Raw genomic sequence first — 25,747 nt, 5'->3', positions numbered from 1 at the left:
CTCGTCACCCCCGTCAGCCCGTCAGCGGAAGAAGAGAGAATCCCATGCGTATCGTGATCTGCGCGTTCATCAGCCTGGACGGTGTCGTGCAGGCGCCCGGCAGTCCCGAGGAGGACACCGAGGGCGCCTTCGCGCACGGCGGCTGGACGCACCCCTTCTTCGACCCGGAGGTCGTCGGCGGCGCCTGGGACTCCGCGCTGAACAAGGCGGACGCGCTGCTGTACGGACGCCGCACCTGGCAGGCGATGGCCGGGGCGTGGCCCGCCCGCGCGGGCGACCCCTTCGCCGACCGGATGAACTCGATCCCCAAGTACGTCGTCTCCGCCACGCTCGCCGACTCCGAGCTGACCTGGGCCAACACCACCCGTATCCCCGGCGAGGAGGCCCTCGCCCACATCCGCAAGCTCGGTGAGACCGACGGCGGCGACCTCCTCGTCATGGGCAGCCCGACCCTGGCCCGCACCCTCCTGGCGGAGGGCCTGGCCGACGAGCTGGTCCTGATCGTCATGCCGGTGCTCCTCGGCGGCGGAAAGACGATCTTCCCCGGCGACGGCGCCAAGCACACCCTGGAGCTGGTCTCCACGGCCACGAGCGGCACGGGCGTGAACGTCTGCACGTACCGGGTGGCGGAAAAGGGCTGAATCGGCACGCCTAATTTGCCGATACGGCAAGGGAAGTGGCGGCTTCGCGGTGCGCCGGAGCAGGCTGACGGCACCCGGAAGAGAGGCTCACCGTCATGGGACAGCACCACCACGGTCAGGGTCGGCACGACCACAGCCACGACCACGGCCGTCACGACCACAGCCGTCACGATCACGGCCGTCACGATCACACCGACATCGACTGGGCCGAGCAGGCCGAGCATCTGGAGGAGCAGGCGGAACTGTTCGCACCGCTGAACCGGCAGGCCGTGTCCTGGGTGGCCGCACGGCAGCCCGAGCCGGGACTGATCGTCGACATCGGCAGTGGCCCGGGGGTCGTGAGCTGTCTGCTGGCCGACGGGTTCCCCGGCGCCCGGGTCGTCGCCGTCGACGGCTCCGGGCCGCTCCTGGAGCGGGCTCGCGCCCGGGCCGAACGCCTCGGCTGCGCCGACCGGTTCGGCACCCTTGAGGTCGAACTGCCGGAGGGACTGGCCGAGTTGGAGTATCCCGCCGATCTGATGTGGGCGAGCCGCAGCCTGCATCACCTCGGCGACCAGCGTGCCGGACTCGCCGCCTTCGCCCGACGGCTGGCCCCCGGCGGTGTGTTGGCGCTCGTCGAGGGCGGGCTGCCCGCGCGGTTCCTGCCGCGTGACATCGGCATCGGCCGCCCCGGACTGGAGTCCCGGCTCGATGTCGCCGAGGCGCTGTGGTTCAGCGAGATGCGGGCGGCGCTGCCCGGCAGCGTCACGGAGACCGAGGACTGGCCGGGGCTGCTCACCGCCGTGGGCCTGCGCGACGCCACGTCACGCACCTTCCTGCTCGACCTCCCGGCCCCCCTGTCGGAATCCGCCCGCGCCTACGCCGTGGCCTCCTTCCGGGGCCGCCGGGAAAAGTGCGCGGAACTGCTCGACGCGTCCGACCTCTCCACCCTCGACCGGCTCCTCGACCCCGACGACAAGAAGAGCCTGCACCACCGCACGGACGTCCATCTCCTCGCGGCACACACCGTGCATCTGGCCCAGCTGTGACGCCGGCCTGACGCCACCGCGACCGGGCCGGGCCGGGCTGGGACCACGGCCCGCTCCGAACGCACGAGACCGCCCGCCGGATCGCATCCCGCGGGCGGTCTCCGTATTCGATGTCAGCCGTCGTGGACCGTCGGCCTCAGACCATGTCGAGGGCCGCCGGGTCGGGACCGATGCGGCGGTCCTCGTTCAGCGCGCTGATCGCGGCGATGTCCTCGGTGTCCAGGGAGAAGTCGAAGACCTCGATGTTCTCCTTGATCCGGGACGGCGTCACGGACTTCGGGATGACCACGTTGCCCAGCTGGAGGTGCCAGCGCAGCACGACCTGGGCCGGGGTGCGGCCGTGCTTCTGCGCGATGGCGATGATCGCCGGGACCTCGAGGAGACCCTTGCCCTGGCCGAGCGGCGACCAGGCCTCGGTGGCGATGCCCTGCTCCGCGTGGTACTCGCGGGACGCGTGCTGCTGAAGGTGGGGGTGCAGCTCGATCTGGTTGACGGCCGGGATGACGGCCGTGGCCTCGATCAGCGTCTGAAGGTGCTCCGGAAGGAAGTTGGAGACACCGATGGACTTGGCGCGGCCGTCGGCCGCCAGCTTCTCGAACGCCTTGTACGTGTCGACGAACGTGCCCCGGGCCGGCAGCGGCCAGTGGATCAGATACAGGTCCACGTACTCCAGGCCCAGCTTGTCCAGGGACTCGTCGAAGGCGCGGAGGGTGGAGTCGTAGCCCTGATCGCTGTTCCAGAGCTTGGTGGTGACGAAGAGGTCCTTGCGCGGGACGCCGGAAGCGGCGATGGCCTTGCCGGTGCCCTTTTCGTTGCCGTAGACCGCGGCCGTGTCGATGCTGCGGTAGCCGGCCTCCAGCGCCGTGGTGACCGCCTGCTCGGCCTCGTCGTCCGGCACCTGCCACACGCCGAAACCCAGCTGGGGCATCTCGACGCCGTTGTTCAGGATGATCGGGGGGACCTTGCTGCTCACGAGCTCTCGATCCTTGAAGTCGTCGGTTGGTACAACCCATCGTCAACGATCACGGCCCGTGATGCATTCCTGAGCGGACCGCTCACGCCCCGAATCGCGCGCCGAATCGCAGAATGGCCGGAAACGGACCCAGCGGTTCCATGATCTCGATCCGTATCGGTCTGGACCATTGACCGAACACGGCCGCGCGGGGATTCTGTCCTCTGCGTCAACGCACATCGGTGAATTCTGGTCACATACGTGAATGGATGGAGCCCATGATCCCCACCCGAAGGAACCTCCTCGGCGCCGCCCTCGGCGGCGGTGCCGCCGCGGCTGCCGGACTGCCGGCCCCTCTCGCGCACGCCGCCTCCTGGCAGTTGAAGTGGTCCCCGTCCGCGAGCGCCGACGGACTCCGCGCCTTCGAGACGCTCGAGGACGACCGCGCCGACTCGCACACCTCCGCCTCGCCGCACATCTACGCGACCGGCGACACCTGGCGCTTCGACATGCACACCGTCGACCGGGACACCTCGACCGACCGCCAGCGCCACGAGGTCACCGGCCTGCGCACGGGCAGCGGCTTTCTCCGGTGGACCGAGGGGCAGACCTGGCGCGTCACCTACGGGATGTACATACCGAGTTCGCTGAAGGCGACCACCTCCTTCACCCACATCATGCAGATGAAGCAGCCCGGCAGCGGCACCTCGCCCCTCGTCGTGCAGTCGCTGCGCCGGGTGAACGGCGCGCAGACCATCGAACTGAAGCTGCCCGTCGACGACATCCTCGTCGGCCGCACCGACCTGGCACCCCTGCACGACTCCTGGGTCGACGTCGACTTCCAGGTCAAGGTCGGCAACGGCTCGGCCGGCTCGGTGCGCTGGATCCTCAAGAGGAGTTCGACGACGCTCATCGACGTCTCGCGCACCGGCGTCGACACCTTCCTCGCCGACCGACTGCGCCCCAAGTGGGGCATCTACCGCTCCCTCGGCGACACCTCGGGCTCCCTGCGGAACTGCCATCTGCTCCTGCGGAACCTGCGGGGCTACCAACTGGTGTGACCGCCCGGGGCGGTTGTCGCTCACGCCCGGTACAGCGCCTCCACCTCGGTCGCGTACGCCTTCTCGATCGCCTTCCGCTTCAGCTTCAGCGACGGCGTCAACAGGCCGTGCTCCTCGGTGAACTGATGCGCCAGGATGCGGAACGTACGGATCGACTCGGCCTGCGAGACCAGGGTGTTGGCGGCGACCACCGCCCGCCGCACCTCGGTCTCCAGCTCCGGGTCGCGCACCAGCTCGGCCGCCGACAGCTTCGCCTTGCCGTGCATCTGGAGCCAGTGCTCGACGGCCTCCCCGTCCAGGGTGACGAGGGCGGCGATGTACGGGCGGTCGTTGCCGACGACGATGCACTGGGCGACCAGCGGATGGTCGCGCACCCGCTCCTCCAGGATCGCCGGGGAGACGCTCTTGCCGCCCGAGGTCACCAGGATCTCCTTCTTGCGCCCGGTGATGGTGAGATAGCCGTCCTCGTCGAGGGAGCCCAGATCGCCCGTGGCCAGCCAGCCCTCGTGCAGGGTCTCGTCGGTGGCCTTGGGGTTGTTGAGATAGCACTGGAAGACATTGGGGCCGCGCAGCCAGATCTCGCTGTCGTCCGCGATGTGCACGGTCATGCCCGGGATGGCCTGGCCGACCGTGCCGTACCGGGTGCGCTCCGGCGGGTTGGCGGTCGCGGCGGCCGTGCACTCCGTCAGGCCGTACCCCTCGAAGATGTGGACGCCGGCGCCCGCGAAGAACAGTCCGAGCCGCCGGTCCATCGCCGAGCCGCCGGACATCGCGTACTTGATCCGGCCGCCCATCGCCTCCCGGATCTTGCCGTAGACGACCTTGTCGAAGAACTGGTGCTGCATCCGCAGCCCCGCCGACGGGCCGGGCCCGGTGCCCCAGGCCCGCGCCTCCATCGCGTCCGCGTACTTCACGGCGACCTCGACGGCCTTCTCGAACGGCCTGTCCCTGCCCTCCCGCTCGGCCTTGCGCCGGCTCGCGTTGAAGACCTTCTCGAAGATGTACGGCACCGCGAGGAAGAAGGTCGGCTTGAAGGCGGCGAGGTCCGGCAGCAGCACGGCCGCGTTGAGCTGCGGCTGATGACCGAACTTGACCTTCCCGCGGATACCGGCGACCTGCACCATGCGCCCGAAGACGTGTGCGAGCGGCAGGAACAGCAGCGTCGCCGCCTCGTCGCCCTTGCGGGACTTGAACAGCGGCGCCCAGCGCTCGATGACGGTGTCCGCCTCGATCATGAAGTTGGCGTGCGAGATGACGCAGCCCTTGGGGCGGCCCGTCGTGCCGGACGTGTAGATGATCGTCGCGATCGACTCGGGGGTCACCGCCCGCCGGTGCCGGTGCACCACCTCGTCGTCGAGGTGCGCCCCCGCCTCGTACAGCTCCTGCACCGCCCCCACGTCCAGCTGCCATAGCCGGCGCAGCTGGGGCAGCCGGTCGATGACCGTGGCGATGGTCATGGCGTGGTCCTCGTGTTCGACCATGGCCGCCGTGCACTGGGAGTCGTACAGCATCCAGAAGACCTGCTCGGCGGAGGAGGTCGGATAGACGGGGACGACCTGGGCGCCGACGGTCCACAGGGCGTAGTCGAACAGGGTCCACTCGTAGCGCGTACGGCACATGATGGCGACGCGGTCGCCGAACCGGATGCCCTGCGCGAGCAGCCCCTTGGCCAGCGCGAGCACCTCGTCGCGGAACTCGGCGGCGGTCACATCGCGCCACTCGCCGCGCTCGTCCTTACGGCCGAGCGCGATGTATGTCGGGTCCTCCAGGGCGTACTCGAAGACGACGTCGGCCAGACCGCCGACCGGCGGCGCCGACGCCAACGGAGGGTTGGTGAATTCGCGCAAACCCGCTCCTCGTGGCACTCCGCACAGCGCGTGAAAGCTACCTCACCAGGAGAACGGACGGGAGGGGTTGCGGAAAGGACGAATTCGGACCCACGGCACGGGTCGCCGACAGGAAATGTACGCAGACGGGGAGGTGTCCGGCGTAATTCCTGACGTCGTAGTGGGTTCCGGCATTGCAATCTCCACCGAACCCGCACGGCGCGGCTACGGTCCGCGTCCCCATGGACACGGTCTGGCCTGGGGAAACGCGAACGCCCCCAGTGCCGCCCGGTCGCAGGGACCGACACAAGTACCAGCGCGGCGGTCTTTCCCGTCACACCCCTCGCGCGCTGCCGTGCAGCCGGTCGCCGCCGGAGAGGATGGCCGCCGCCAGCGCGTCCGCGGCGCCGGCGGCCGCGCCGGGCCGCCGTCCGTGGACCAGGACGAAGTCGACCTCGCCCAGTTCGGGCAGTTCCGCGCGGTCCGGGACCCGGACCAGACCGGGCGGCAGCAGCCGTTGTGAATGCGCCATCACGCCGAGGCCCGCGCGGGCGGCGGCGATGAGCCCGTTGAGGCTGCCGCTGGTGCAGGCGATACGCCAGGCGCGGCCCTCGCGCTCCAGCGCCTCCAGGGCCAGGGCGCGGGTGATGCCGGGCGGCGGATAGACGATCAGCGGCACCGGACGGTCGGGGTCGAGGCGCAGGCGCTCCGCGCCGATCCACACCAGCCGGTCCGTCCAGACCGGCTCGCCGCGCGGGTCCTCGGGGCGCCGCTTGGCCAGCACCAGGTCGAGCTTGCCCGCCGCGAGCCGCTCGTGCAGCGTGCCGGACAGCTCGACGGTCAGCTCCAGGTCCACCTCGGGGTGATGGTGGCGGAAGCCCTCCAGGATCTCCGGGAGCCGGGTCAGCACGAAGTCTTCCGACGCGCCGAAGCGCAGCCGCCCGCGCAGCCGCGTCCCGGTGAAGAACGCCGTCGCCTGCTCGTGCACCTCAAGGAGCCGCCGCGCGAAACCGAGCATGGCCTCGCCGTCCTCCGTCAGCTCCACGGAGTGTGTGTCGCGGGTGAACAGCTGCCGCCCGGTCGCGTCCTCCAGTCGGCGCACGTGCTGGCTGACCGTGGACTGGCGCAGCCCCAGCCGCCGGGCGGCCTGTGTGAAGCTCAGAGTCTGGGCCACGGCGAGGAAGGTACGCAGCTGCGAAGGGTCGTACATACCGGACACCCTAACCGGTTATCGCAAAAAGCAATCACAGTCAGAGCCGTATGACGGATTCCCGATCAAGGGCCCGCAGAGGACGATGGAGAGGGGCTTTCCGGCCCCGACGCCCGATCTTTCGAACGCACGTGGAGCACCGTGAAACGCCTGCAGTGGCCGAGTTGGATGCCGATCGACCCGTACATCCTGCTGTTGCTCGGGACGGTGGGTCTCGCGGCGCTGCTGCCCGCGCGGGGTACGGCCGCCGAGGTCGCGTCGGGCGCGTCCACGGCCGCGATCGCCTTCCTGTTCTTCCTCTACGGCGCCCGGCTCTCCACCCGTGAGGCCCTGGACGGCCTCAAGCACTGGCGACTGCACATCACCGTCCTGGCCTGCACGTTCGTCGTCTTCCCGCTGCTGGGCCTGGCCGCCCGCGGCCTCGAACCGGTGTTCCTGAACCACTCCCTCTACACCGGTCTGCTCTTCCTCACGCTCGTCCCGTCGACCGTCCAGTCGTCGATCGCCTTCACCTCGATGGCGCGGGGCAATGTGCCCGCCGCGATCTGCGCGGGCTCCTTCTCCTCCCTCGCCGGCATCGTCATCACCCCGCTGCTCGCGGCGAGCCTGCTCGGCGGCAGCGTCGGCGGCTTCTCGGCCGACGCGCTGCTGAAGATCGTGCTCCAGCTGCTGGTGCCCTTCCTCGCCGGGCAGCTCGCCCGCCGCTGGATCGGGGGCTTCCTCACCCGGCACAAGCAGATCCTCGGTCTCGTCGACCGGGGCTCGATCCTCCTCGTCGTCTACGTCGCGTTCAGCGAGGGCATGGTGCGCGGGATCTGGAGCCAGGTCAGCCCGCTGTGGCTCGCCGGACTGCTCGTCGTCGAGGCCGTCCTGCTCGCGGTGATGCTGCTCCTCACCTGGTACGGCGCGAAGGCGCTGCGCTTCGACCGGGCGGACCGTATCGCCATCCAGTTCGCGGGCTCCAAGAAGTCCCTCGCCTCCGGACTGCCCATGGCGAGCGTCCTGTTCGGCCCCGATGCGTCCCTCGCCGTGCTGCCGCTGATGCTGTTCCACCAGATGCAGCTCATGGTCTGCGCGGTCATCGCCAAGCGCCGCGCCAAGGACCCGGTCGAGCCGGCCGTCACGGAGCAGCGAGACGAAGCGATACGAACCGCGGTCGGTACAGGGACACGTTCCGCGTGATGTTCAGCTGCGCCGAGGCCGCGTCCGCGTCCAGCCAGTTGACGTCGTAACTCAGGACCAGCCGGCCGTCGTCGACCGCCCGGTGCGCCTGCGGGTTGTACGCCGCGACCCCGCCGGCCGGCAGTGGCGGGCTGAAGCCCTTGGCGGGCCCGTGCCAGGGCCCGGTGGGGGAGCAGGCCCAGTACGCGGTGACCGTCGTCAGCCCCTCGGTCCCGGCGGCCATGGTGAACAGCACATACGTACGGCCGTCCCGTACGACGGTGAAGGCGCTGCCCACCCCCTTGTCCGCCCCGTCCCCGAGCACCGCCGCCGGCCGCCCCCGCACCGCCCACCGCGAGCCGTCCCAGTACTCCCACGCGCCCGGCTCCCCGAGCCTGCCGCGCGGCACCCGGGCCACATACGCGTGCGAGGTCGGCCGGGACGCGGCCTGGGCGTCGGTGCCGCCGAAGACGTAACTCCAGTCGCCCGCGTCCACGGCCGTCGTACCGAACAGCACCCGCCGGGCCGGATCGGCGACCGACGCCTGGTCCAGCACCGTCGTGATGCCCTCCAGCCGCAGATCGGGCAGCGACAGCGTGGCGACCTCGGTCGCCGTGGGCACCCCGTAGATCCACGGGGACCGCCCCGCCGTACGGGTCCACAGCAGCACCCGTACGACCTTCTCGTCCGAGCCGGGGGAGCGGGGCTCGACGCGGGCGGCCACCGGCCAGCGCCACCGCTGGGGGGCCGGGTCCGGGAAGACGGGGGCGGGGAGTGTGGATTCGAGGCGGCCCGAGGGGGACATCACCACCGCCGAGTTGCGCACCAGGGGAGTCGAGACGTCCCGCCACGCCACGGACTCGCCCACCGGGTTGGGCGGGGCGTGCACCTGGCCCAGATAGGTGTCCGAGAACAGCCACAGCACCCGCCCGTCCGGGAGCCGCACCGAGTGGGTGCCGTCGCCGCCGGTCCAGTCGTCCGTGCGGGTGGCGTCGTCGCCGTACCGGGTGAACTCGTCGGTCAGGGAGGCATCCGGGTCCCAGTCGCGGACCGTGCGGGCCGTGCAGGTGGAGCCGCCCTCCCGGTCGTCGTCCGGGAGGGCGGTGAGCAGCACGACCACGAGGGCCAGCACCAGTGCCAGGACGAGCACCGGTCCGGCCCCCGTCCGCTGTCGTGCTCTCGGGTCGTCGGGCACGGAAGGGACGTTAGTTGCCTCCGTGCACCTGGTCCATGGGCAGCCACAGGATCGCGCCCCGCGTCGCCGCGCCCGGCGGGTGCGTCCCGGCCACTTCCGCGTCGCTCAACGCCCGGTCATGGACGCGTACTTCGTCGATCGCCCCGGTGAAGTGGGCCCGGCTGTCGACCCGTTGCCCGATGTGCGCCCCGAACGGCGAGTTGCGGCTGACCGATCCGGGGATGTCGGCGGTGCTGAACGGCGTACCGTCGACGAAGAGCGTGAGCGCCCCCGCCACCCCGCCGCAGCACCAACCGGTGCCACTGCCCGTCGTTGTACGCGCCCGTGGACCGTACGGACGCGGTGCGGGGCGGCGCGGCCCCGTCCCGCACGGTGATCAGCCCGGTCAGCCGCCCCGCCGCGGGCTCCCCGCGCAGCCACACCTGCGGCTGCGTCGTCCCCACCCCGCCCACCCACAGCATCGGCTGCTCCCCGGTGGTGGCCGAGTAGCGGAACCACAGCGACGCCGTGAAGTCCTTGGTGTGCAATGGGAGTCGAGACCGATACGGCAGCCGTACGGCGTCGTCGGTGCCGTCGAACTCGATCGCACCGCCGAACGCCCCGTCCGTCGGCCGCGCCCCACCGAGCACAGCCGCGGGCCGGCCACCGGGAGCCTTGTCGGGCGTCGTCGGGTCCGGGCCCCGGCGCGGGGTCAGCCAGTCCTGCGTGAAGCGGGCGAAGCGGATCTCGTCCCGGGCGTCGACCGCGCCGCCCTCGTACAGCAGGCCCACGACATCGTTGCCATGCGTTCCGCCGATCCGCACCAGGTCCGAGTAGCCGGACCAGTCCGTGGTGACGACCGTGCCCCGGTCCACGCTCTCCCAGGGCAAGGGGCGCAGCCCCTGCTTTTCAGGGGCGCGGGGAACTTCGCGACCAGCCCCCACCGAAGCCGCACCCGGCAACGAGACAGGCGGACCCACGACGCGTACCCGGCGTTCAACCGGCGGGGCCAACCGGCGGGGCCAACCGGCGCAGGGGGCGCTCCCCGCCGGGGCCCCGCCGACGTGTCGCGGGGAGTCCGGTCAGCCCTGCGCGGCCGTGGCCCGCAGAGCGATCCGGTGCTCACCCGCGTACACGTTCATGGAGGCCCCCCGCAGGAAGCCCACCAGGGTCAGTCCGGTCTCCGCCGCCAGGTCGACCGCGAGCGAGGACGGCGCCGAGACCGCCGCCAGCACCGGGATCCCCGCCATCACCGCCTTCTGCGCCAGCTCGAAGGAGGCCCGCCCCGACACCAGCAGGATCACCCGGGACAGCGGCAGCGACCCGCTCTGCAGGGCCCGCCCCACCAGCTTGTCCACCGCGTTGTGCCGCCCCACGTCCTCCCGTACGTCGAGCAGCTCACCGTCCTCGCTGAACAGGGCCGCCGCGTGCAGACCCCCGGTCCGGTCGAAGACCCGCTGGGCCGCGCGGAGCCGGTCGGGGAGGCTCGCGAGGAGTTCGGGGTCGAGACGGACCGGGGGAGCGTCACCGCCGCGCGTGTCGTCGACGGGCCAGCGGGCGGTCGTACGGACCGCGTCCAGCGACGCCTTGCCGCACAGGCCGCAGGACGACGTCGTGTACACGTTCCGTTCGAGCGTGATGTCGGGGACGACGACATCCGGCGCCGTCCTCACGTCCACCACGTTGTATGTGTTAGAGCCGTCCGCCGTCGCGCCCGCGCAGTAGACGATGTTCTGCAGGTCGGACTGCTCGGCGAGCACGCCCTCGCTCACCAGGAACCCCGCCGCCAGCGCGAAGTCGTCACCCGGGGTGCGCATGGTGATCGCGAGCGGCTTGCCGTTCAGCCGGATCTCCATCGGTTCCTCGGCGACGAGCGTGTCCGGGCGCGTGGAGACCACCCCGTCCCGGATGCGGATCACCTTGCGTCGTTCCGTGACTCGTCCCATGTCGTCTCTCAGTCCCGGTTCTGTACGTGCTGATAGCCGAAGCGGCCCTTGATGCACAGGTTGCCGTGGGTCACCGGGTTGTCGTGCGGCGAGGTGACCTTCACGATCTCATTGTCCTGCACATGGAGCGTGAGGTTGCAGCCCACACCGCAGTACGCGCACACCGTGGTCGTCTCCGTCTGCGCCGACTCGTTCCAGGTGCCCGCCGCCCGCATGTCGAACTCCGACTTGAACGACAGCGCGCCCGTCGGACACACCTCGATGCAGTTCCCGCAGTACACACAGGCCGAGTCGGTCAGGGGCGCGTCGTGCTCGACGGCGATCCGGGCGTCGAAGCCACGGCCCACGACGGAGATCGCGAACGTGTTCTGCCACTGGTCGCCGCAGGCGTCCACGCACTTGTAGCAGAGGATGCACTTGTCGTAGTCGCGCACATACAGGTCGTTGTCGACCCGGGGCTCCTCGTCGACGCGGGCCGCGTCCGGCCCGAAACGGTCCGGCTTCGCCTCGTACTCCTTGATCCACCCGGCGACCTGCGGGGTCGTCGACAGATCGACCGAGGAGGCGAGGAGTTCGAGGACGATCTTCCGGCTGTGCCGGGCCCGCTCGGTGTCCGTCCTCACCTCCATACCGGGCTCGGCCTCGCGGGAGCAGGCCGGGACGAGGGTCCGGGCCCCCTCCACCTCGACGACGCACACCCGGCAGGCGTTCTTCGGGGTGAGGGTGTCGCCGTGGCAGAGGGTGGGGACGTCCTTGCCGGCGGCCCGGCAGGCGTCGAGGATCGTGGCGCCCTCGGGGGCGCGCACCGGCTCCCCGTCGATGGTGAACTCCAGCAGGCGACGCGGCACCCCCAGCGGTATCACGGTCATTCGTACGCCCCCAGACGGTCGATGGCGGATTCCACGGCGTTCCACGCGGTCTGTCCGAGACCGCAGATCGAGGCGTCCTTCATGGCACGGCCCACCTCGCGCAGCAGGGCGATGTCGGACGCCGCGTCCGCGCCCGTCCGCTCCACGATCCGGTGCAGCGCCTCCTCCTGGCGGACGGTCCCCACCCGGCACGGCACGCACTGCCCGCACGACTCGTCCCGGAAGAACTCCGCGATCCGCAGCAGCAGCCTCGGCAGCGGGACCGTGTCGTCGAAGGCCATGACGACGCCCGAGCCGAGCGTCGTGCCCGCCTCCCGCGTGCCCTCGAAGGTGAGCGGGATGTCCAGCTCGTCGGGGCGCACGAACCCGCCGGCCGCGCCGCCGAGGAGGACGGCGCGCAGCCGGTCCCGTACCCCGGCGAGGGTGAGCAGCTCGCCGAGCGTCGCCCCGAACGGCAGCTCGTAGACGCCGGGCCGTTCCACACTCCCCGACACGCAGAACAGCTTCGGCCCGGTGGACCGGCCGGTCCCGATCGCCGCGTACGCCGGGGCGCCCATCGCCAGGATCGGCAGCACGTTCACCAGCGTCTCGACGTTGTTCTCCACCGTCGGTTTCCCGAACAGGCCCTTCTCCACCGGGAACGGCGGTTTCGACCTCGGCTCGCCCCGGTACCCCTCGATGGAGTTGAAGAGCGCCGTCTCCTCGCCGCAGATGTAGGCGCCCGCGCCGCGTCGGATCTCGATGTCGAAGGCGTAGCCCTGGCCGAGGACGTCGTCCCCGAGCAGCCCACGTGCGCGGGCCTGCGCGACGGCGTGCTCCAGGCGGTGCAGGGCGCGCGGGTACTCGCCGCGCAGATACAGGTAGCCCTTGTGCGCCCCCGTCGCGTACGCCGCGATCGTCATCGCCTCGACCAGCGCGAACGGGTCGCCCTCCATGAGTACGCGGTCCTTGAACGTGCCCGGCTCGGATTCGTCCGCATTACAGACGAGATAGTGAGGATGGTCCGGCTGCGACGCCGTCGCCTGCCACTTCCTGCCGGTGGGGAACGCGGCGCCGCCTCGCCCGACCAGGCCCGAGTCGGTGACCTCACGGATGACGCCGGCGGGCCCGATCTCGAAGGCCCGCCGCAGGGCCGTGTAGCCCCCGTGGGCGCGGTAGTCGTCGAGGGAGGTGGGGTCGACAACACCTATCCGGGAGAGAAGGTTCAGCCCGGCCTGCCCCGCCTGCGGGACCGCCATCGCGGCCGGGGGCTCCGCGCCGGCCGCCTCGGGGGCGGTGGCGGCGACGACCGCGCCGTCAACGGTGGCCGGCGCGACGACGGCGGTGGCGCGAAGCGGATTCCGCACCCGGCTGGGGTCCGCGTCAATCAGCCCCTCCGGCGTTCGAGGAGCGGGGTCCGGGGCGGAGCCCTGTGGGATGGGACGGGCAGGGGCGGCGGGGGCGAAATCCCCCTGGGGGCCGGCCCGTACCACCAACGCCGCCGGCGCCCGCTCGCACAACCCCAGACACGGGCTCCGCTCGACCTGAACCCCGCTCCCGAGCCCCAGCCGCGCCTCGACCCCCGCGCACAACTCCGCCGCCCCCGCCGCCGCGCAGGCGAGGTCCGTGCAGACGTGCAGGACCGTCGTGGGCCGGGGCTTCACCGAGAACATGGAGTAGAACGTGGCCACCCCGTACGCCTCCGCGGGCGGCACCGTCAGCCGCCGGCACAGATGGTCCAGCGCCCCCTCACTGATCCACCCCACCCGGTCGTTGACCGCGTGCAACCCCGGCAACAGCAGATCACGACGCTCCCGGGCCTCCCGCCCACCCCGCGCCCAGCGAAGATCGGCGTCGGTGCGGTCCGCCCCCTCCCAGGAGGACTCCGGCGGCCCGAGCAGCGCGTCGACGGCCTCCCTCTCCTCGTCCGTGGGTTTGCTGTCGCCGAAGTGCAGGTCCACTTACGTCACCTCACGATGGTCGCGACGGTCAGCTTCTCGATCCGGATCGCCGACGCCTTGAACTCCGCCGTCCCCGCGATCGGACAGTTCGCCTCGATCGTCAGCTGGTTGGTGTCCACCTCGTCGGGAAAGTGCATGGTCATGAAGGCGAGCCCGGGCCGCAGCGCCGGATCGATCCACACCGGAGCCACCACCGACCCGCGCCGCGAGGACACCCGGACCTCCTCGCCCACCACGACCCCGTAGCGCTCGGCGTCCTCCGGGCACAGCTCGATGTACTCCCCGCGCCGCAGCGGCGAGGCGTAACTCCCGCTCTGCACACCGGTGTTGTACGAGTCCAGCCGCCGCCCGGTGGTGAGCCGGACCGGGAACCGCTCGTCCGTCAGATCCACCGGCGGATCGTGTTCCACGATCCCGAAGGGCGCGAGCCGGCCCCGGTTCGCCGGATCGGGGTCCCACAACCGGCCGTGCAGATACGTCGGTTCGAGCCCGTCGGTGTCCGGACAGGGCCACTGGATGCCCTGATGCTCCTCAAGGCGTTCGTACGTCATCCCGTAGTGCTCCGGCGACACCGACCGCAGCTCGTTCCAGACGGCCTCGGCGTCGGCGTACTTCCACTCGTGCCCGAGGCGCCCGGCGAGGTCGCAGAGGATGTCGATGTCCTCGCGGGCCTCACCGGGCGGGGTGACGGCCCGGCGTACCCGCTGAACCCGCCGTTCGCTGTTGGTGGTCGTCCCGTCCGTCTCCGCCCACCCGGCGGTGGCGGGCAGCACGACGTCCGCCAGCTCGGCGGTCTTCGTCAGGAAGATGTCCTGGACGACGAGGAAGTCGAGGGCCGACAGCCGCCGTACGGCCTGCTCGCTGTCGGCCTCGGACTGCGCCGGGTTCTCCCCGATGCAGTACACGGCCTTCAGCGAGCCCTCCTCCATGGCCTCGAACATCTCGGTCAGGTTCAGCCCGTAGCGCGGCTGGATCGCGGTGTCCCACGCCGACTCGAACTTCAGCCGCGAGTCGGGGTCGAGGATGTCCTGGAAGCCGGGCAGCCGGTTGGGGATGGCGCCCATGTCGCCGCCGCCCTGCACGTTGTTCTGGCCGCGCAGGGGCTGCAACCCCGAGGCGTAGCGCCCCACATGGCCGGTCAGCAGCGACAGGTTGATCAGCGCGCGTACGTTGTCCGTGCCGTTGTGGTGCTCGGTGATGCCGAGCGTCCAGCACAGCTGGGCGCGCTCGGCACGGGCGTAGGCGTGCGCCAACTGCCTTATGGCAGCGGCCGGTACGCCCGTCACCTTCTCGGCGAGCGACAGCGTCCACGGCTCGACGAGCGCCCTGTACTCCTCGAAGCCGGTGGTCGCCCGCCCGATGAACGCCTCGTTGGCGAGGCCCGCGTGGATGATCTCGCGGCCGATCGCGTGCGCCATCGGGATGTCGGTGCCGACGTTCAGCCCCAGCCAGCTCTCCGCCCACTCGGCGGTGCTCGTCCGCCGGGGGTCGACCGCGTACATCCGGGCGCCGTTGCGTATCCCCTTCAGCACGTGCTGGAAGAAGATCGGGTGGGCGAAGCGGGCGTTGGAGCCCCACATCACGATGACGTCGGTGTGCTCGATCTCCTCGTACGAGGAGGTGCCCCCGCCCGAACCGAAGGCGGCCGACAGACCGGCGACGCTCGGCGCGTGACAGGTGCGGTTGCAGGAGTCGACGTTGTTGGTGCCCATGACCACGCGGGCGAACTTCTGCGCCACGTAGTTCATCTCGTTGGTGGCGCGGGCGCAGGAGAACATGCCGAACGCGCCGCGGTGCGCCCGCAGTCCGCGGGCGGTCCGGTCCAGCGCCTCCTCCCAGCTCGCCCGCCGCAGCGGCTCGTCGCGCGAGTCCCGGACGAGCGGGTGGGTGAGCCGGGTGTAGGTCTTCGGTTGCCGTTTCCTGTTCCTCATGTTCCCGTTCCTCATGCGGCGCTCCTCAGGGCGAGCAGGTCCGAGATGGCGTGGACGGTGCGGAGCGTCGGCACCTCGACGCCGGTGATGTCCGCCAGCTCGACGACGGCGGTGAGGAGGACGTCGAGTTCCAGCGGCTTGCCGCGCTCCAGGTCCTGGAGTGTGGAGGTGCGGTGGTCGCCGACGCGTTCGGCGCCGGCCATCCGCCGCTCGATCGAGACGCCGACCTCGCAGCCCAGGGCGGTGGCGACGGCGAGCGTCTCGGCCATCATCGTCTCGATGACCTTGCGGGTGCCGCCGTGCAGACACATCTGCCGCATGGTCGCGCGGGACAGGGCGCTGATCGGGTTGAACGAGATGTTGCCGAGCAGCTTGATCCAGATGTCGCCCCGGATGTCGGGCTCCACCGGACACTTCAGGCCACCCGCCACCATGGCGTCGCTGAACGCCCGGCAGCGCGCCGAGACCGTACGGTCGGGTTCTCCGACGGAGAGCCGGGTGCCTTCCAAGTGCCGTACGACGCCGGGTCCTTCGAGCTCGGTCGCGGCGTAGACGACACAGCCGACGGCCCGTTCGGGCGCGAGCACCGCACTGACCGCGCCGGCCGGGTCCACGCTCTCGACGCGGTGGCCGTCGTGCGGGCCGCCGTGCCGGTGGAAGTACCACCAGGGAATGCCGTTCTGGGCGGCGATCACCGCCGTGGTCCCGTGCAGCAAGGGCTCGATCAGCGGCCCGCACGCCGCGTACGAGTTGGCCTTGAGGCCCAGGAAGACGAAGTCGACCGGGCCGATCTCGGCCGGGTCGTTCGTGGCGTGGGCGCGGGCGGTGAAGTCCCCGCGCGAGCTGAGCACACGCACCCCGCCGCGCCTCATGGCCGCCAGATGCGGTCCACGGGCCACGAGATGCACGTCCGCGCCGGCGCGGTGGAGCGCGGCGCCGACATAGGCGCCGATCGCACCGGCGCCGAGAACTGCGACTTTCATGGTGAGGGAGCTCCGTTCGGTCGAGGGATACCGCGGAGATGGCGCACTGCCGAACTCTGTCGACGAAATATTGTCTACAGTATGGAAGTTGGCCCAGCAAGGGTTCGCGCAACGGAAGGGCAAGGCATTACCCGGTCATGAAGGTGGCGGGGAACTACCGTTCGGCGCGCGGTGGATACCGCTCATCGCATACGGTCGACGTGCGGCCTTTTTTTCTCCCCCACCACTCCCTACCGTCCGGGATCATGAGTCCCCCCGTCGCACCCCCGGGCTGGAGCCGCTGGCTCGTACCCCCGGCCGCTCTCTCCGTTCATCTCTCCATCGGCCAGGCCTATGCCTGGAGCGTGTTCAAGCCGCCGCTCGAATCCGCGCTCGGCCTCAGCGGCACGCAGAGCGCCCTGCCCTTCCAACTCGGCATCGTCATGCTCGGCCTGTCCGCCGCGTTCGGCGGCACGCTCGTCGAGCGCAACGGTCCGCGCTGGGCGATGACCGTGGCGCTGATCTGCTTCTCCTCCGGATTCCTGATCGCCTCGCTCGGTGCGGCCACCGAGCAGTACTGGCTGATCGTCTTCGGCTACGGCTTCGTCGGCGGCATCGGCCTCGGCATCGGCTACATCTCGCCCGTCTCGACCCTGATCAAGTGGTTCCCGGACCGGCCCGGCATGGCCACCGGCATAGCGATCATGGGCTTCGGCGGCGGCGCGCTCATCGCCTCGCCGTGGTCCGCCCAGATGCTGGAGTCCTTCGGCTCGGACTCCTCCGGCATCGCCCTCGCCTTCCTGGTGCACGGGCTGTCGTACGCCGTGTTCATGCTGCTCGGCGTCCTGCTGGTCCGGGTGCCGCGCACCGAGAAGCCGGTCGAGTCCGGACCGGCCGTCCTCGACGGGGTACAGGTCTCCGCCCGCAACGCCATCCGCACCCCCCAGTTCTGGTGCCTGTGGGTCATCCTCTGCATGAACGTCTCCGCGGGCATCGGCATCCTGGAGAAGGCCGCCCCGATGATCACGGACTTCTTCGCAAACTCCTCCACCCCGGTCTCCGTCACCGCGGCCGCCGGCTTCGTCGCGCTGCTCTCGGCGGCCAACATGACCGGCCGTATCGTCTGGTCGTCGACGTCCGACCTGATCGGACGCAAGAACATCTACCGCGTCTACCTGGGCGTGGGCGCGCTGATGTACCTGCTGATCGCCCTGTTCGGCGACGCCTCCAAGCCGCTGTTCGTCGTCTGCGCCCTGGTGATCCTGTCCTTCTACGGCGGCGGCTTCGCCACGATCCCCGCGTATCTGAAGGACCTCTTCGGCACCTACCAGGTCGGCGCCATCCATGGCCGGCTGCTCACCGCCTGGTCCACGGCCGGTGTCCTCGGACCGCTGATCGTCAACTGGATCGCCGACCGGCAGGAAGAGGCGGGCAAGTCCGGCCCCGACCTCTACGGCACGTCCTTCTTCATCATGATCGGGCTGCTGGTGATCGGCTTCGTCGCCAACGAGCTGGTCCGGCCGGTCCACCCCCGCTTCCACATCCCCGCCCCGAGGGAGGCCGCCGATGTCGTCCAGCGACAGCAGCCCGAATCCGCCTGACCGGCGGCCGTTGATCATCTTTGCCTGGCTCTGGGTGGGTGTGCCTCTCGGTTACGGACTGTACGAACTCGTCCGGAAGGCTACGCAATTGTTCACCGGGTAAGGCGTTCGCACGTCCCGAGGTCTGACAGAAGCCCACAACACGGGCCGCGCATTACTGTCGCCTCACCCGCCCTCGTACCGGCGAGTCACTGAACAGACTGGTGGATCCCGCTGACCACAGGCTACGAGGGGAACCACCCATGAACGGCTCGCGAATCGCCGCCGTCGGCCACTACCAGCCCGCCAAGGTACTCACCAACGAGGCCTTGGCGGGCATGGTCGACACCAGTGACGAGTGGATCATGAGCCGCGTGGGCATCCGCACCCGGCACATCGCAGGACCCGACGAACCCGTCGACGAGCTGGCCGGGCACGCCGCCGCCAAGGCGCTCGCCGCGGCCGGCCTGGGCCCGGAGGCCATCGACCTCGTCGTGGTCGCCACCTCCACCGCCGTCGACCGCTCCCCGAACATGGCCGCCCGGGTCGCGAACCGGCTCTCCATCCCGTCCCCGGCCGCGATGGACGTCAACGTCGTCTGTGCCGGGTTCACCCACGCCCTCGCCACCGCCGACCACGCCGTGCGCGCGGGGGCCGCCACCCGGGCGCTCGTCATCGGCGCCGACAAGATGTCCGACATCGTGGACTGGACCGACCGTACGACCTGTGTACTCGTCGGGGACGGGGCGGGCGCCGCGGTCGTCGAGGCCGCGGACTCGGACGTACCCGGCATCGGGCCGGTGCTGTGGGGTTCGGTGCCCGAGATGGGCCACGCCGTACGGATCGAGGGCACGCCCGCCCGCTTCGCGCAGGAGGGGCAGAGCGTCTACCGCTGGGCCACCACCAAGCTGCCGCCCATCGCCCGCGCGGCCTGCGAGAAGGCCGGGCTCACCCCCGAGGACCTGGCCGCCGTCGTCCTCCACCAGGCCAACCTGCGCATCATCGAGCCCCTCGCCCAGAAGATCGGCGCCGTCAACGCCGTCATCGCCCGGGACGTCACCGAGTCCGGCAACACCTCGGCCGCGAGCATCCCGATCGCCTTCTCCAAGCTCGTCGAACGCGGCGAGATCTCCAGCGGCGACCCCGTCCTGCTGTTCGGCTTCGGCGGCAATCTGTCGTACGCGGGACAGGTCGTCCGCTGCCCGTGACCAGGACATCCGTGGTGATGTGACGAGGCATACTCGTCGGCTCCCTGGTCAACAACGGTCGTAGACTGTAGACGAAAGACAATCCATACTGGCTGTTGACCTCGACTTTCCGGTACGGGCCGTTGACTTTCCGTGTGCAGTACACCCGGTGGTGCTCTGGAGGGGGACCCGATGTTGTCGACAGGACTTCCGCAAGGGACCGTGCCCAAGCTCGAACGTCCCGGCCCCCTGCGCGACCGCGTCTACGAGGCCCTGCTCGAACTCATCACCACCCGCGCCCTGCGCCCCGGCCAGCACCTCGTCGAGAGCGAGCTCGCCGGGCACCTCGGCGTCTCCCGCCAGCCCGTCCGCGAGGCCCTGCAGCGCCTCAACACCGAGGGCTGGGTCGACCTCCGCCCCGCCCAGGGCGCCTTCGTCCATGAACCGACCGAGGCGGAGGCCGACCAACTCCTCACGGTCCGCACCCTCTTGGAGGCCGAAGCGGCCCGCCTCGCCGCGGCCAACGCCGGCACGGCCGGCATCACGGCCCTGGAGGAGCTGTGCGCCGAGGGCGAGCACGCCGTCGACGCCGACGACGTCGACGCCGCGGTCACCGTGAACGCCCGCTTCCACGCCAAGATCATGGAACTGGCCGGCAACGCGGTCCTCGCCGAACTCGCCGCCCAGGTCGACCGCCGCGTCCGCTGGTACTACACCCCCGTCGCCCGCCAGCGCGGCCACCAGTCCTGGATCGAACACCGCGATCTGATCACCGCGATCTCCGCCCGCGACGAACAGCGGGCGACGGAGGTCATGCGGGAGCACACGGAGCACACGCGGAAGACGTACCACGAGCGCGAGAAGTAACCGGGGTTCACACCGAGCGGCGGCCGGGCGGGCCGCCGCTTTGACTTGTCGGTGCCCCCTTCTTTGTCCTGTGAGTGGAGAAAGTTGACGGCAATTCATGCGCGACTTCTTCCCACTCCCGGCAGCCGCTGCTACGTTCCCCTGCGAAAGGTCGGTCATGAGGATGTGGCCGGAGGGCGACGGCCATACGCGGCGGACTCGGCGGCCGATTGAGGCGGGAGGGGCTTGTGAGACGGATGACGGCTCGACCCGCCAACGCGCATCAGGCCCGGCTGCTGCGGCTGTTGCGAGACGGTGGACCCAACTCCCGTGCGCAGCTCGGGGACCGGGTTGATCTCTCGCGGTCGAAGCTCGCCGTGGAGGTGGACCGGCTGCTGGAGACAGGGCTGGTCGTGGCCGACGGGCTGGCCGCCTCGCGCGGTGGGCGCCGCTCGCACAACATCCGGCTCGCTCCCCAACTCCGTTTCCTAGGCGTCGACATCGGCGCGACCTCGATAGATGTGGCCGTCACCAACGCCGAGTTGGAGATACTCGGGCACATCAACCAGCCCATGGACGTACGGGACGGCCCCGTAGCCGTCTTCGAGCAAGTCCTGTCCATGGCCGCCAAGTTGAAGGCCTCCGGGCTCGCGGAGGGGTTCGACGGCGCCGGTATCGGCGTCCCCGGTCCGGTCCGCTTTCCCGAGGGCGTCCCGGTGGCCCCGCCGATCATGCCGGGCTGGGACGGGTTCCCGGTGCGCGAGGCACTCAGCCAGGACCTCGGCTGCCCCGTCATGGTCGACAACGACGTGAACCTGATGGCGATGGGGGAGCAGCACGCGGGCGTGGCCCGATCCGTGGGCGATTTCCTCTGCGTCAAGATCGGCACCGGCATCGGCTGCGGCATCGTCGTCGGCGGCGAGGTCCACCGCGGTACGACCGGCAGCGCCGGCGACATAGGGCACATCCTCGCGGTACCGGACGGCCGTCCGTGCGCCTGCGGCAACCGGGGCTGCCTGGAGGCCCACTTCAGCGGCGCCGCGCTCGCCCGCGACGCCAAGGACGCCGCCCAGCAGGGACTCTCGGCGGAACTCGCGTCCCGCCTGGAGACCAACGGCACCCTGACCGCCGTCGACGTCGCCGCGGCGGCCGCCGCCGGCGACGCCACCGCACTCGACCTGATACGCGAGGGCGGCAACCGCACCGGCCAGGTCATCGCCGGACTCGTCAGCTTCTTCAACCCCGGCCTGGTGGTGATCGGCGGCGGGGTGACCGGCCTCGGCCACACCCTCCTCGCCGCCATCCGCACCCAGGTCTACCGCCAGTCACTGCCCCTCGCGACCAACAATCTGCCCATCGTGCTGGGGGAGTTGGGGCCCACCGCCGGAGTCATCGGCGCGGCCCGCCTCATCAGCGACCATCTCTTCTCGCCCGCGTAAGCAACGCCACCGACAGAGATCACCAGTACAGCGCCCAGCTCTGCCCTGCCCGAACACGCCTGCCCAGCAGACGGCTTCGCCCTGAAACCGGCCCGCACGCCCGCCAAGGGGAACTCATGGCACCAGAACCACCGCTGCTCACCATGTCCGGCATCACCAAGTCGTTCCCCGGAGTCCGGGCCCTGGACGGCGTCGACCTCGACGTCCAGGCCGGAGAGGTGCACTGCCTGCTCGGCCAGAACGGCGCGGGCAAGTCCACCCTGATCAAGGTCCTGGCCGGCGCCCACCAGCCCGACGACGGCACGATCACCTGGCAGGGCGAACCCGTCACCCTCAAGTCGCCGATCGCCGCCATGCGCCTCGGCATCGCCACCATCTACCAGGAACTCGACCTGGTGGAAGGCCTGTCGGTGGCCGAGAACGTCCACCTCGGCCATGAACCCACGGCCGCCGGCTTCGTCGTACGGGGAAAGGCCTCTCGGGCGTCGACCGCCGCCCTGCTGAAGCGACTTGGACATCCCGAAGTCGATCCGGCGCGGCTCGTCGGAGACTTGTCCGCCGCCCAGCGGCAGATCGTGTCCATGGCCCGGGCGCTCTCCCACGACGTACGGCTCATCGTCATGGACGAACCGTCGGCCGCGCTCGACCCGGACGAGGTCGACAACCTGTTCAGGATCGTGGGCGACCTGACCGCGGCCGGGGTGGCCGTCGTCTACATCTCGCACCGGCTGGAGGAGATCCGGCGGATCGGCGACCGGGTGACCGTACTGAAGGACGGGCGGGCCGTCGCGGGTGGCCTGCCCGCGAAGTCGACGCCGACGCGTGACGTCGTGGCGCTGATGACGGGGCGGAACGTCGAGTACGTGTTCCCGGACCGGCCGCTCGCCCCGGCCGCCGGCACCACGCCCGTGCTCCAGGTGCGGGGGCTGGCGCGCGACGGGGAGTTCGAGGCCTTCGACCTGGAGGTACGGCCCGGCGAGATCGTGGGCCTGGCCGGACTCGTCGGCTCCGGACGCTCCGAGATCCTGGAGACGATCTACGGCGCCCGCAAGCCCAGCGCGGGCCAAGTGAGCGTCGACGGACGGACGTTGCGGCCGGGGAGTGTACGGGCCGCCGTACGTGCCGGGCTCGGACTCGCGCCCGAGGAGCGCAAGGCGCAGGCCCTGCTGATGCTGGAGTCCGTCACCAGAAACGTTTCCGTGTCGTCGATGTCCCGCTTCGCGCGCGTGGGATGGATCGACCGGGGCGCCGAGTTCCGGGCCGCCCGGGCCGCGACCCGCGAGCTGTCCCTGCGTCCCGACAACCCGGCCGTACCGGTCCGCACCCTCTCCGGTGGCAACCAGCAGAAGGCGGTGCTCGCCCGCTGGCTGCTGCGCGGCTGCCGGGTGCTGCTGCTCGACGAACCGACCCGGGGCGTCGACGTGGGCGCCCGCGCCGAGCTGTACGCCGTCGTGCGGCGCCTCGCCGACGAGGGGCTGGCCGTGCTGCTGGTCTCCAGCGAGGTGCCCGAAGTCCTCGGCCTCGCCGACCGGGTGCTCGTCCTGCGGGAGGGCCGCGTCGTGCACACCGCACCCGCCCGTGAACTCGACGAACACCGCGTACTCGACCTAGTCCTGGAAGGAAGCCCCGTGGCAAGTGCAGGCAGCCCCACCGGTTCGGGCGGTCCGGCGACCGGAGCGGGCCGCCCGGCGACCCGTGCGGATCGATCGGCGACCGGTTCGGATCGATCGGCGACCGGTTCGGATCGCCCGGTGGCCGGTGAAGGGAGTCAGGCCTCATGACCCAGCCCGTGTCTCCGCCCCGGGGCGCCGACAAGGTGACACCTGTCAGCGAACCCCCCGCCTGGCGCGCCCTCGCGTTCCGCGCCGACGTCCGCACCCTCTCGCTCCTCGGCGTCCTCGCCGTGCTGATCCTGATCGGCGGCGTCACCAGGCCCGACGAGTTCCTCGACACCCGCAATCTCCAACTCGTCCTCACCCAGGCCTCGGTGATCGGTGTCGTCACCGTCGGCATGACCTTCGTGATCACCTCCGGCGGCATCGACCTCTCGGTGGGCGCGATCGTCGCGCTGTCCTCCGTCTGGGCCACGACGGTCGCCACCCAGGAGTTCGGCTTCGCCGGCATCCTCTTCACCGCGGTGATCGTCGGCGTGGGCTGCGGCCTGGTGAACGGGCTGCTCATCGCGTACGGCGGGATTGTCCCCTTCATCGCCACCCTGGCCATGCTCGCCTCGGCCCGCGGCCTCGCCCTCCAGATCACCGACGGCAGCACCCAGGTCGTGACCGTCGACTCCATCCTCGGCCTCGGCGAGCGGGACGCCTATGTGCTCGGCATCCCGCCCCTCGTCCTGGTCTTCGCGTTCGTGACGATCACCGGCTGGCTCGTGCTGAACCGCACGACCTTCGGCCGGCGTACCGTCGCGGTCGGCGGCAACGCGGAGGCGGCCCGGCTCGCGGGCATCGACGTCCGCCGGCAGCGGCTGTACCTGTACCTGCTCTCCGGACTGTGCTGCGGCATCGCCGCGTTCCTGCTGATCGTGCTCTCCGGCTCGGGCCAGAACACCAACGGCAACCTCTACGAGCTCGACGCCATCGCCGCCGCGATCATCGGCGGCACCATGCTCAGCGGCGGCCGGGGCACCATCACCGGCTCCGTGCTCGGCGTCCTGATCTTCACCACGATCACCAACCTCTTCGCGCTCAACAACCTGCAGACCGATGTCCAGCAGATAGCCAAGGGCGCGATCATCGTCGCCGCGGTCCTGGTCCAGCGACGTACGGCGAACACCACCTGAGACACCGAAGAGCCGACACGAAGAGCCGACACGAAGGGTCCACCGCCATGCCACAGTTCACGAGTCGCAGAGGACTGCTCTTCGGGACCGCCGCCGTCTCGGCCGGCGCCCTCCTCACCGGTTGCACCAGCAACGAATCCGACGACGACCCGGCCGCCGCCGAGCAGACGGCCGCCGACGACAAGCCCGGCAAGGCGGTCACCATCGGCTTCGCCGGACCGCAGGCCGACCACGGCTGGCTCAACGCCATCAACCAGAACGCCAAGAGCCGCGCGGAGCGGTACGAGGACGTCACCCTGGAGATCACCGAGGGCTCCAACGACACCGCCCAGCAGATCGGCCAGATCGAGACCCTGATCAACAAGAAGGTCGACGTCCTGGTCGTCCTGCCCGCCGACGGCAAGGCCCTCACCCAGGTCGGCCTCAAGGCGATGCGGGCCGGCATCCCCGTGGTCAACCTCGACCGGATCTTCAACTCCCCACAGGCGTACCGCTGCTGGATCGGCGGCGACAACTACGGCATGGGCCTCAGCGCCGGGCACTACATCGGCGAGCAGCTCAAGGACAAGGGAAACGCCCGCGTCGTCGAGCTGGCCGGGCTCGACAACCTGGAGCTGACCAAGCAGCGCACCAAGGGCTTCGACGACGCGCTGAAGAACTACCCGAACATCGAGAAGGTCGCCCGGCAGGCCGCCGAGTTCACGGTGGAGTCCGGACAGGCCAAGATGGCCCAGCTCCTCCAGGCGCAGTCGAACTTCGACGCGCTGTGGAACCACGACGACGACCAGGGCGTCGGCGCCCTGCGCGCCATCGAGCAGGCCGGACGCGACGACTTCCTGATGGTCGGCGGCGCGGGCGCCCTGTCCGCGTTCCAGGCCATCAAGAAGGACGACGGCGTTCTCAAGGCCACCGTCCTCTACCCGCCGACCATGGCCGCCTCCGCGATCGACCTCGCCCGCGCCCTCGGCCAGGGCAAGGGCGTCGGCGGCCTCGCCGAGTTCGAGATCCCGTCCTCGCTGACGCTCTACTCGGCCGTCGTCGACAAGGACAACGTCGACCAGTACATGCCCACCGGCTTCAAGTGACGAGTCCTGCCGGACGGGGCCTGACCGGGCAACACCTGACCGGGCAACACCTGACCGGGCATCACCTGTCCGGGCAACGTCGGCAGGCCTCACCCCCCACCGCGCCGCGACGACG

Annotated in this window: 21 protein-coding genes and 1 pseudogene; 12 read left to right on the top strand and 10 right to left on the bottom strand. The window is 70.6% G+C overall.

All coding sequences use genetic code 11. The features are described 5' to 3' along the window. The first annotated feature begins 44 nt into the window (after positions 1–44). Both I8N67_RS12630 and I8N67_RS12625 read left to right on the top strand, forming a co-directional pair. Positions 45–641, top strand: coding sequence for a dihydrofolate reductase family protein (locus tag I8N67_RS12630; protein WP_200303060.1), 597 nt, complete (start codon positions 45–47; stop codon positions 639–641). 95 nt (positions 642–736) lie between these two features. After that, positions 737–1,669, top strand: a complete 933-nt coding sequence (locus tag I8N67_RS12625; protein WP_200303058.1) for a class I SAM-dependent methyltransferase — start codon at positions 737–739, stop codon at positions 1,667–1,669. 136 nt (positions 1,670–1,805) lie between these two features. On the opposite strand, the gene I8N67_RS12620 is transcribed toward I8N67_RS12625, so the two are convergent. Beyond that, positions 1,806–2,642: an aldo/keto reductase gene (locus I8N67_RS12620; protein ID WP_200303056.1), complete on the bottom strand. Its 837-nt coding sequence runs from the start codon at positions 2,640–2,642 to the stop codon at positions 1,806–1,808. Between the two features lie 257 nt (positions 2,643–2,899). On the opposite strand from I8N67_RS12620, the gene I8N67_RS12615 reads away from it, so the two are divergent. Further along, positions 2,900–3,682: a Tat pathway signal sequence domain protein gene (locus I8N67_RS12615; protein WP_200303054.1), complete on the top strand. Its 783-nt coding sequence runs from the start codon at positions 2,900–2,902 to the stop codon at positions 3,680–3,682. 20 nt (positions 3,683–3,702) lie between these two features. Here I8N67_RS12615 and I8N67_RS12610 read toward each other — a convergent pair whose 3' ends face one another. Continuing rightward, the gene (locus I8N67_RS12610; RefSeq protein WP_200303053.1) at positions 3,703–5,529 is read right to left on the bottom strand and encodes an AMP-dependent synthetase/ligase; all 1,827 of its coding nucleotides are present in this window, start codon (positions 5,527–5,529) and stop codon (positions 3,703–3,705) included. A gap of 313 nt (positions 5,530–5,842) precedes the next feature. Then, complete coding sequence (locus tag I8N67_RS12605; protein ID WP_200303052.1) at positions 5,843–6,718, bottom strand: LysR substrate-binding domain-containing protein; 876 nt, start codon at positions 6,716–6,718, stop codon at positions 5,843–5,845. Positions 6,719–6,859: 141 nt separating this feature from the next. Here I8N67_RS12605 and I8N67_RS12600 point away from each other — a divergent pair, with 141 nt between their 5' ends. Further along, positions 6,860–7,900, top strand: coding sequence for a bile acid:sodium symporter family protein (locus I8N67_RS12600; protein ID WP_200303051.1), 1,041 nt, complete (start codon positions 6,860–6,862; stop codon positions 7,898–7,900). On the opposite strand, the gene I8N67_RS12595 is transcribed toward I8N67_RS12600, so the two are convergent. The 7 genes and pseudogenes from I8N67_RS12595 to I8N67_RS12565 all read right to left on the bottom strand — a co-directional run bounded on the left by I8N67_RS12595 (position 7,839) and on the right by I8N67_RS12565 (position 16,722). Beyond that, positions 7,839–9,074: a DUF5005 domain-containing protein gene (locus tag I8N67_RS12595; RefSeq protein ID WP_200303050.1), complete on the bottom strand. Its 1,236-nt coding sequence runs from the start codon at positions 9,072–9,074 to the stop codon at positions 7,839–7,841. The two genes, I8N67_RS12600 and I8N67_RS12595, sit on opposite strands and share 62 nt — an antisense overlap. Positions 9,075–9,084: 10 nt before the next feature. Then, positions 9,085–9,940 (bottom strand): annotated as a pseudogene (locus tag I8N67_RS12590) (LamG domain-containing protein); the annotation flags it as partial. A gap of 195 nt (positions 9,941–10,135) precedes the next feature. Beyond that, positions 10,136–10,999 (bottom strand): formate dehydrogenase accessory sulfurtransferase FdhD, encoded by an 864-nt coding sequence (gene fdhD / locus I8N67_RS12585; protein WP_200303049.1) that lies wholly within the window; start codon positions 10,997–10,999, stop codon positions 10,136–10,138. 8 nt (positions 11,000–11,007) lie between these two features. Next, the gene (locus tag I8N67_RS12580; RefSeq protein WP_200303048.1) at positions 11,008–11,868 is read right to left on the bottom strand and encodes a 2Fe-2S iron-sulfur cluster-binding protein; all 861 of its coding nucleotides are present in this window, start codon (positions 11,866–11,868) and stop codon (positions 11,008–11,010) included. Then, complete coding sequence (locus tag I8N67_RS12575) at positions 11,865–13,808, bottom strand: NAD(P)H-dependent oxidoreductase subunit E (protein ID WP_200303047.1); 1,944 nt, start codon at positions 13,806–13,808, stop codon at positions 11,865–11,867. The genes I8N67_RS12580 and I8N67_RS12575 overlap by 4 nt, the downstream gene beginning before the upstream one ends. A gap of 5 nt (positions 13,809–13,813) precedes the next feature. After that, positions 13,814–15,739 (bottom strand): molybdopterin oxidoreductase family protein, encoded by a 1,926-nt coding sequence (locus tag I8N67_RS12570; RefSeq protein ID WP_200303045.1) that lies wholly within the window; start codon positions 15,737–15,739, stop codon positions 13,814–13,816. A gap of 11 nt (positions 15,740–15,750) precedes the next feature. Beyond that, the gene (locus tag I8N67_RS12565; RefSeq protein ID WP_200303044.1) at positions 15,751–16,722 is read right to left on the bottom strand and encodes a 2-dehydropantoate 2-reductase; all 972 of its coding nucleotides are present in this window, start codon (positions 16,720–16,722) and stop codon (positions 15,751–15,753) included. Positions 16,723–16,967: 245 nt separating this feature from the next. Between I8N67_RS12565 and I8N67_RS12560 the strand changes: the two genes are divergently transcribed. The 8 genes from I8N67_RS12560 (at position 16,968) to I8N67_RS12530 (ending at position 25,632) form a co-directional block, all read left to right on the top strand. Then, on the top strand, positions 16,968–18,302 hold the full coding sequence (locus tag I8N67_RS12560) for an OFA family MFS transporter (RefSeq protein WP_200303043.1): 1,335 nt from the start codon (positions 16,968–16,970) through the stop codon (positions 18,300–18,302). After that, positions 18,268–18,405, top strand: coding sequence for an MFS transporter small subunit (locus I8N67_RS44905; RefSeq protein ID WP_443729042.1), 138 nt, complete (start codon positions 18,268–18,270; stop codon positions 18,403–18,405). Before I8N67_RS12560 ends, I8N67_RS44905 begins: the two co-directional genes overlap by 35 nt. A 139-nt stretch (positions 18,406–18,544) precedes the next feature. Next, positions 18,545–19,489 (top strand): beta-ketoacyl-ACP synthase III, encoded by a 945-nt coding sequence (locus tag I8N67_RS12555; RefSeq protein WP_200303042.1) that lies wholly within the window; start codon positions 18,545–18,547, stop codon positions 19,487–19,489. A 171-nt stretch (positions 19,490–19,660) separates the two neighbouring features. Then, the gene (locus I8N67_RS12550; protein WP_200303041.1) at positions 19,661–20,335 is read left to right on the top strand and encodes a GntR family transcriptional regulator; all 675 of its coding nucleotides are present in this window, start codon (positions 19,661–19,663) and stop codon (positions 20,333–20,335) included. A 236-nt stretch (positions 20,336–20,571) separates the two neighbouring features. Then, positions 20,572–21,753, top strand: a complete 1,182-nt coding sequence (locus tag I8N67_RS12545; RefSeq protein ID WP_200303040.1) for an ROK family transcriptional regulator — start codon at positions 20,572–20,574, stop codon at positions 21,751–21,753. 116 nt (positions 21,754–21,869) lie between these two features. Then, the gene (locus I8N67_RS12540; RefSeq protein WP_234045579.1) at positions 21,870–23,534 is read left to right on the top strand and encodes a sugar ABC transporter ATP-binding protein; all 1,665 of its coding nucleotides are present in this window, start codon (positions 21,870–21,872) and stop codon (positions 23,532–23,534) included. Beyond that, the gene (locus I8N67_RS12535; protein WP_200303039.1) at positions 23,531–24,547 is read left to right on the top strand and encodes an ABC transporter permease; all 1,017 of its coding nucleotides are present in this window, start codon (positions 23,531–23,533) and stop codon (positions 24,545–24,547) included. The genes I8N67_RS12540 and I8N67_RS12535 overlap by 4 nt, the downstream gene beginning before the upstream one ends. Before the next feature lie 47 nt (positions 24,548–24,594). Then, entirely contained in the window at positions 24,595–25,632 is a 1,038-nt protein-coding gene (locus I8N67_RS12530; RefSeq protein ID WP_200303038.1) for a substrate-binding domain-containing protein, read from the top strand. Positions 25,633–25,747 lie beyond the last annotated feature (115 nt).

Source organism: Streptomyces adelaidensis, from assembly GCF_016598475.1.
Taxonomy (GTDB): domain Bacteria; phylum Actinomycetota; class Actinomycetes; order Streptomycetales; family Streptomycetaceae; genus Streptomyces; species Streptomyces adelaidensis.
The sequence above is the reverse complement of the archived record's forward strand: the minus strand, read 5'-3'. Positions and strand labels throughout refer to the sequence as shown.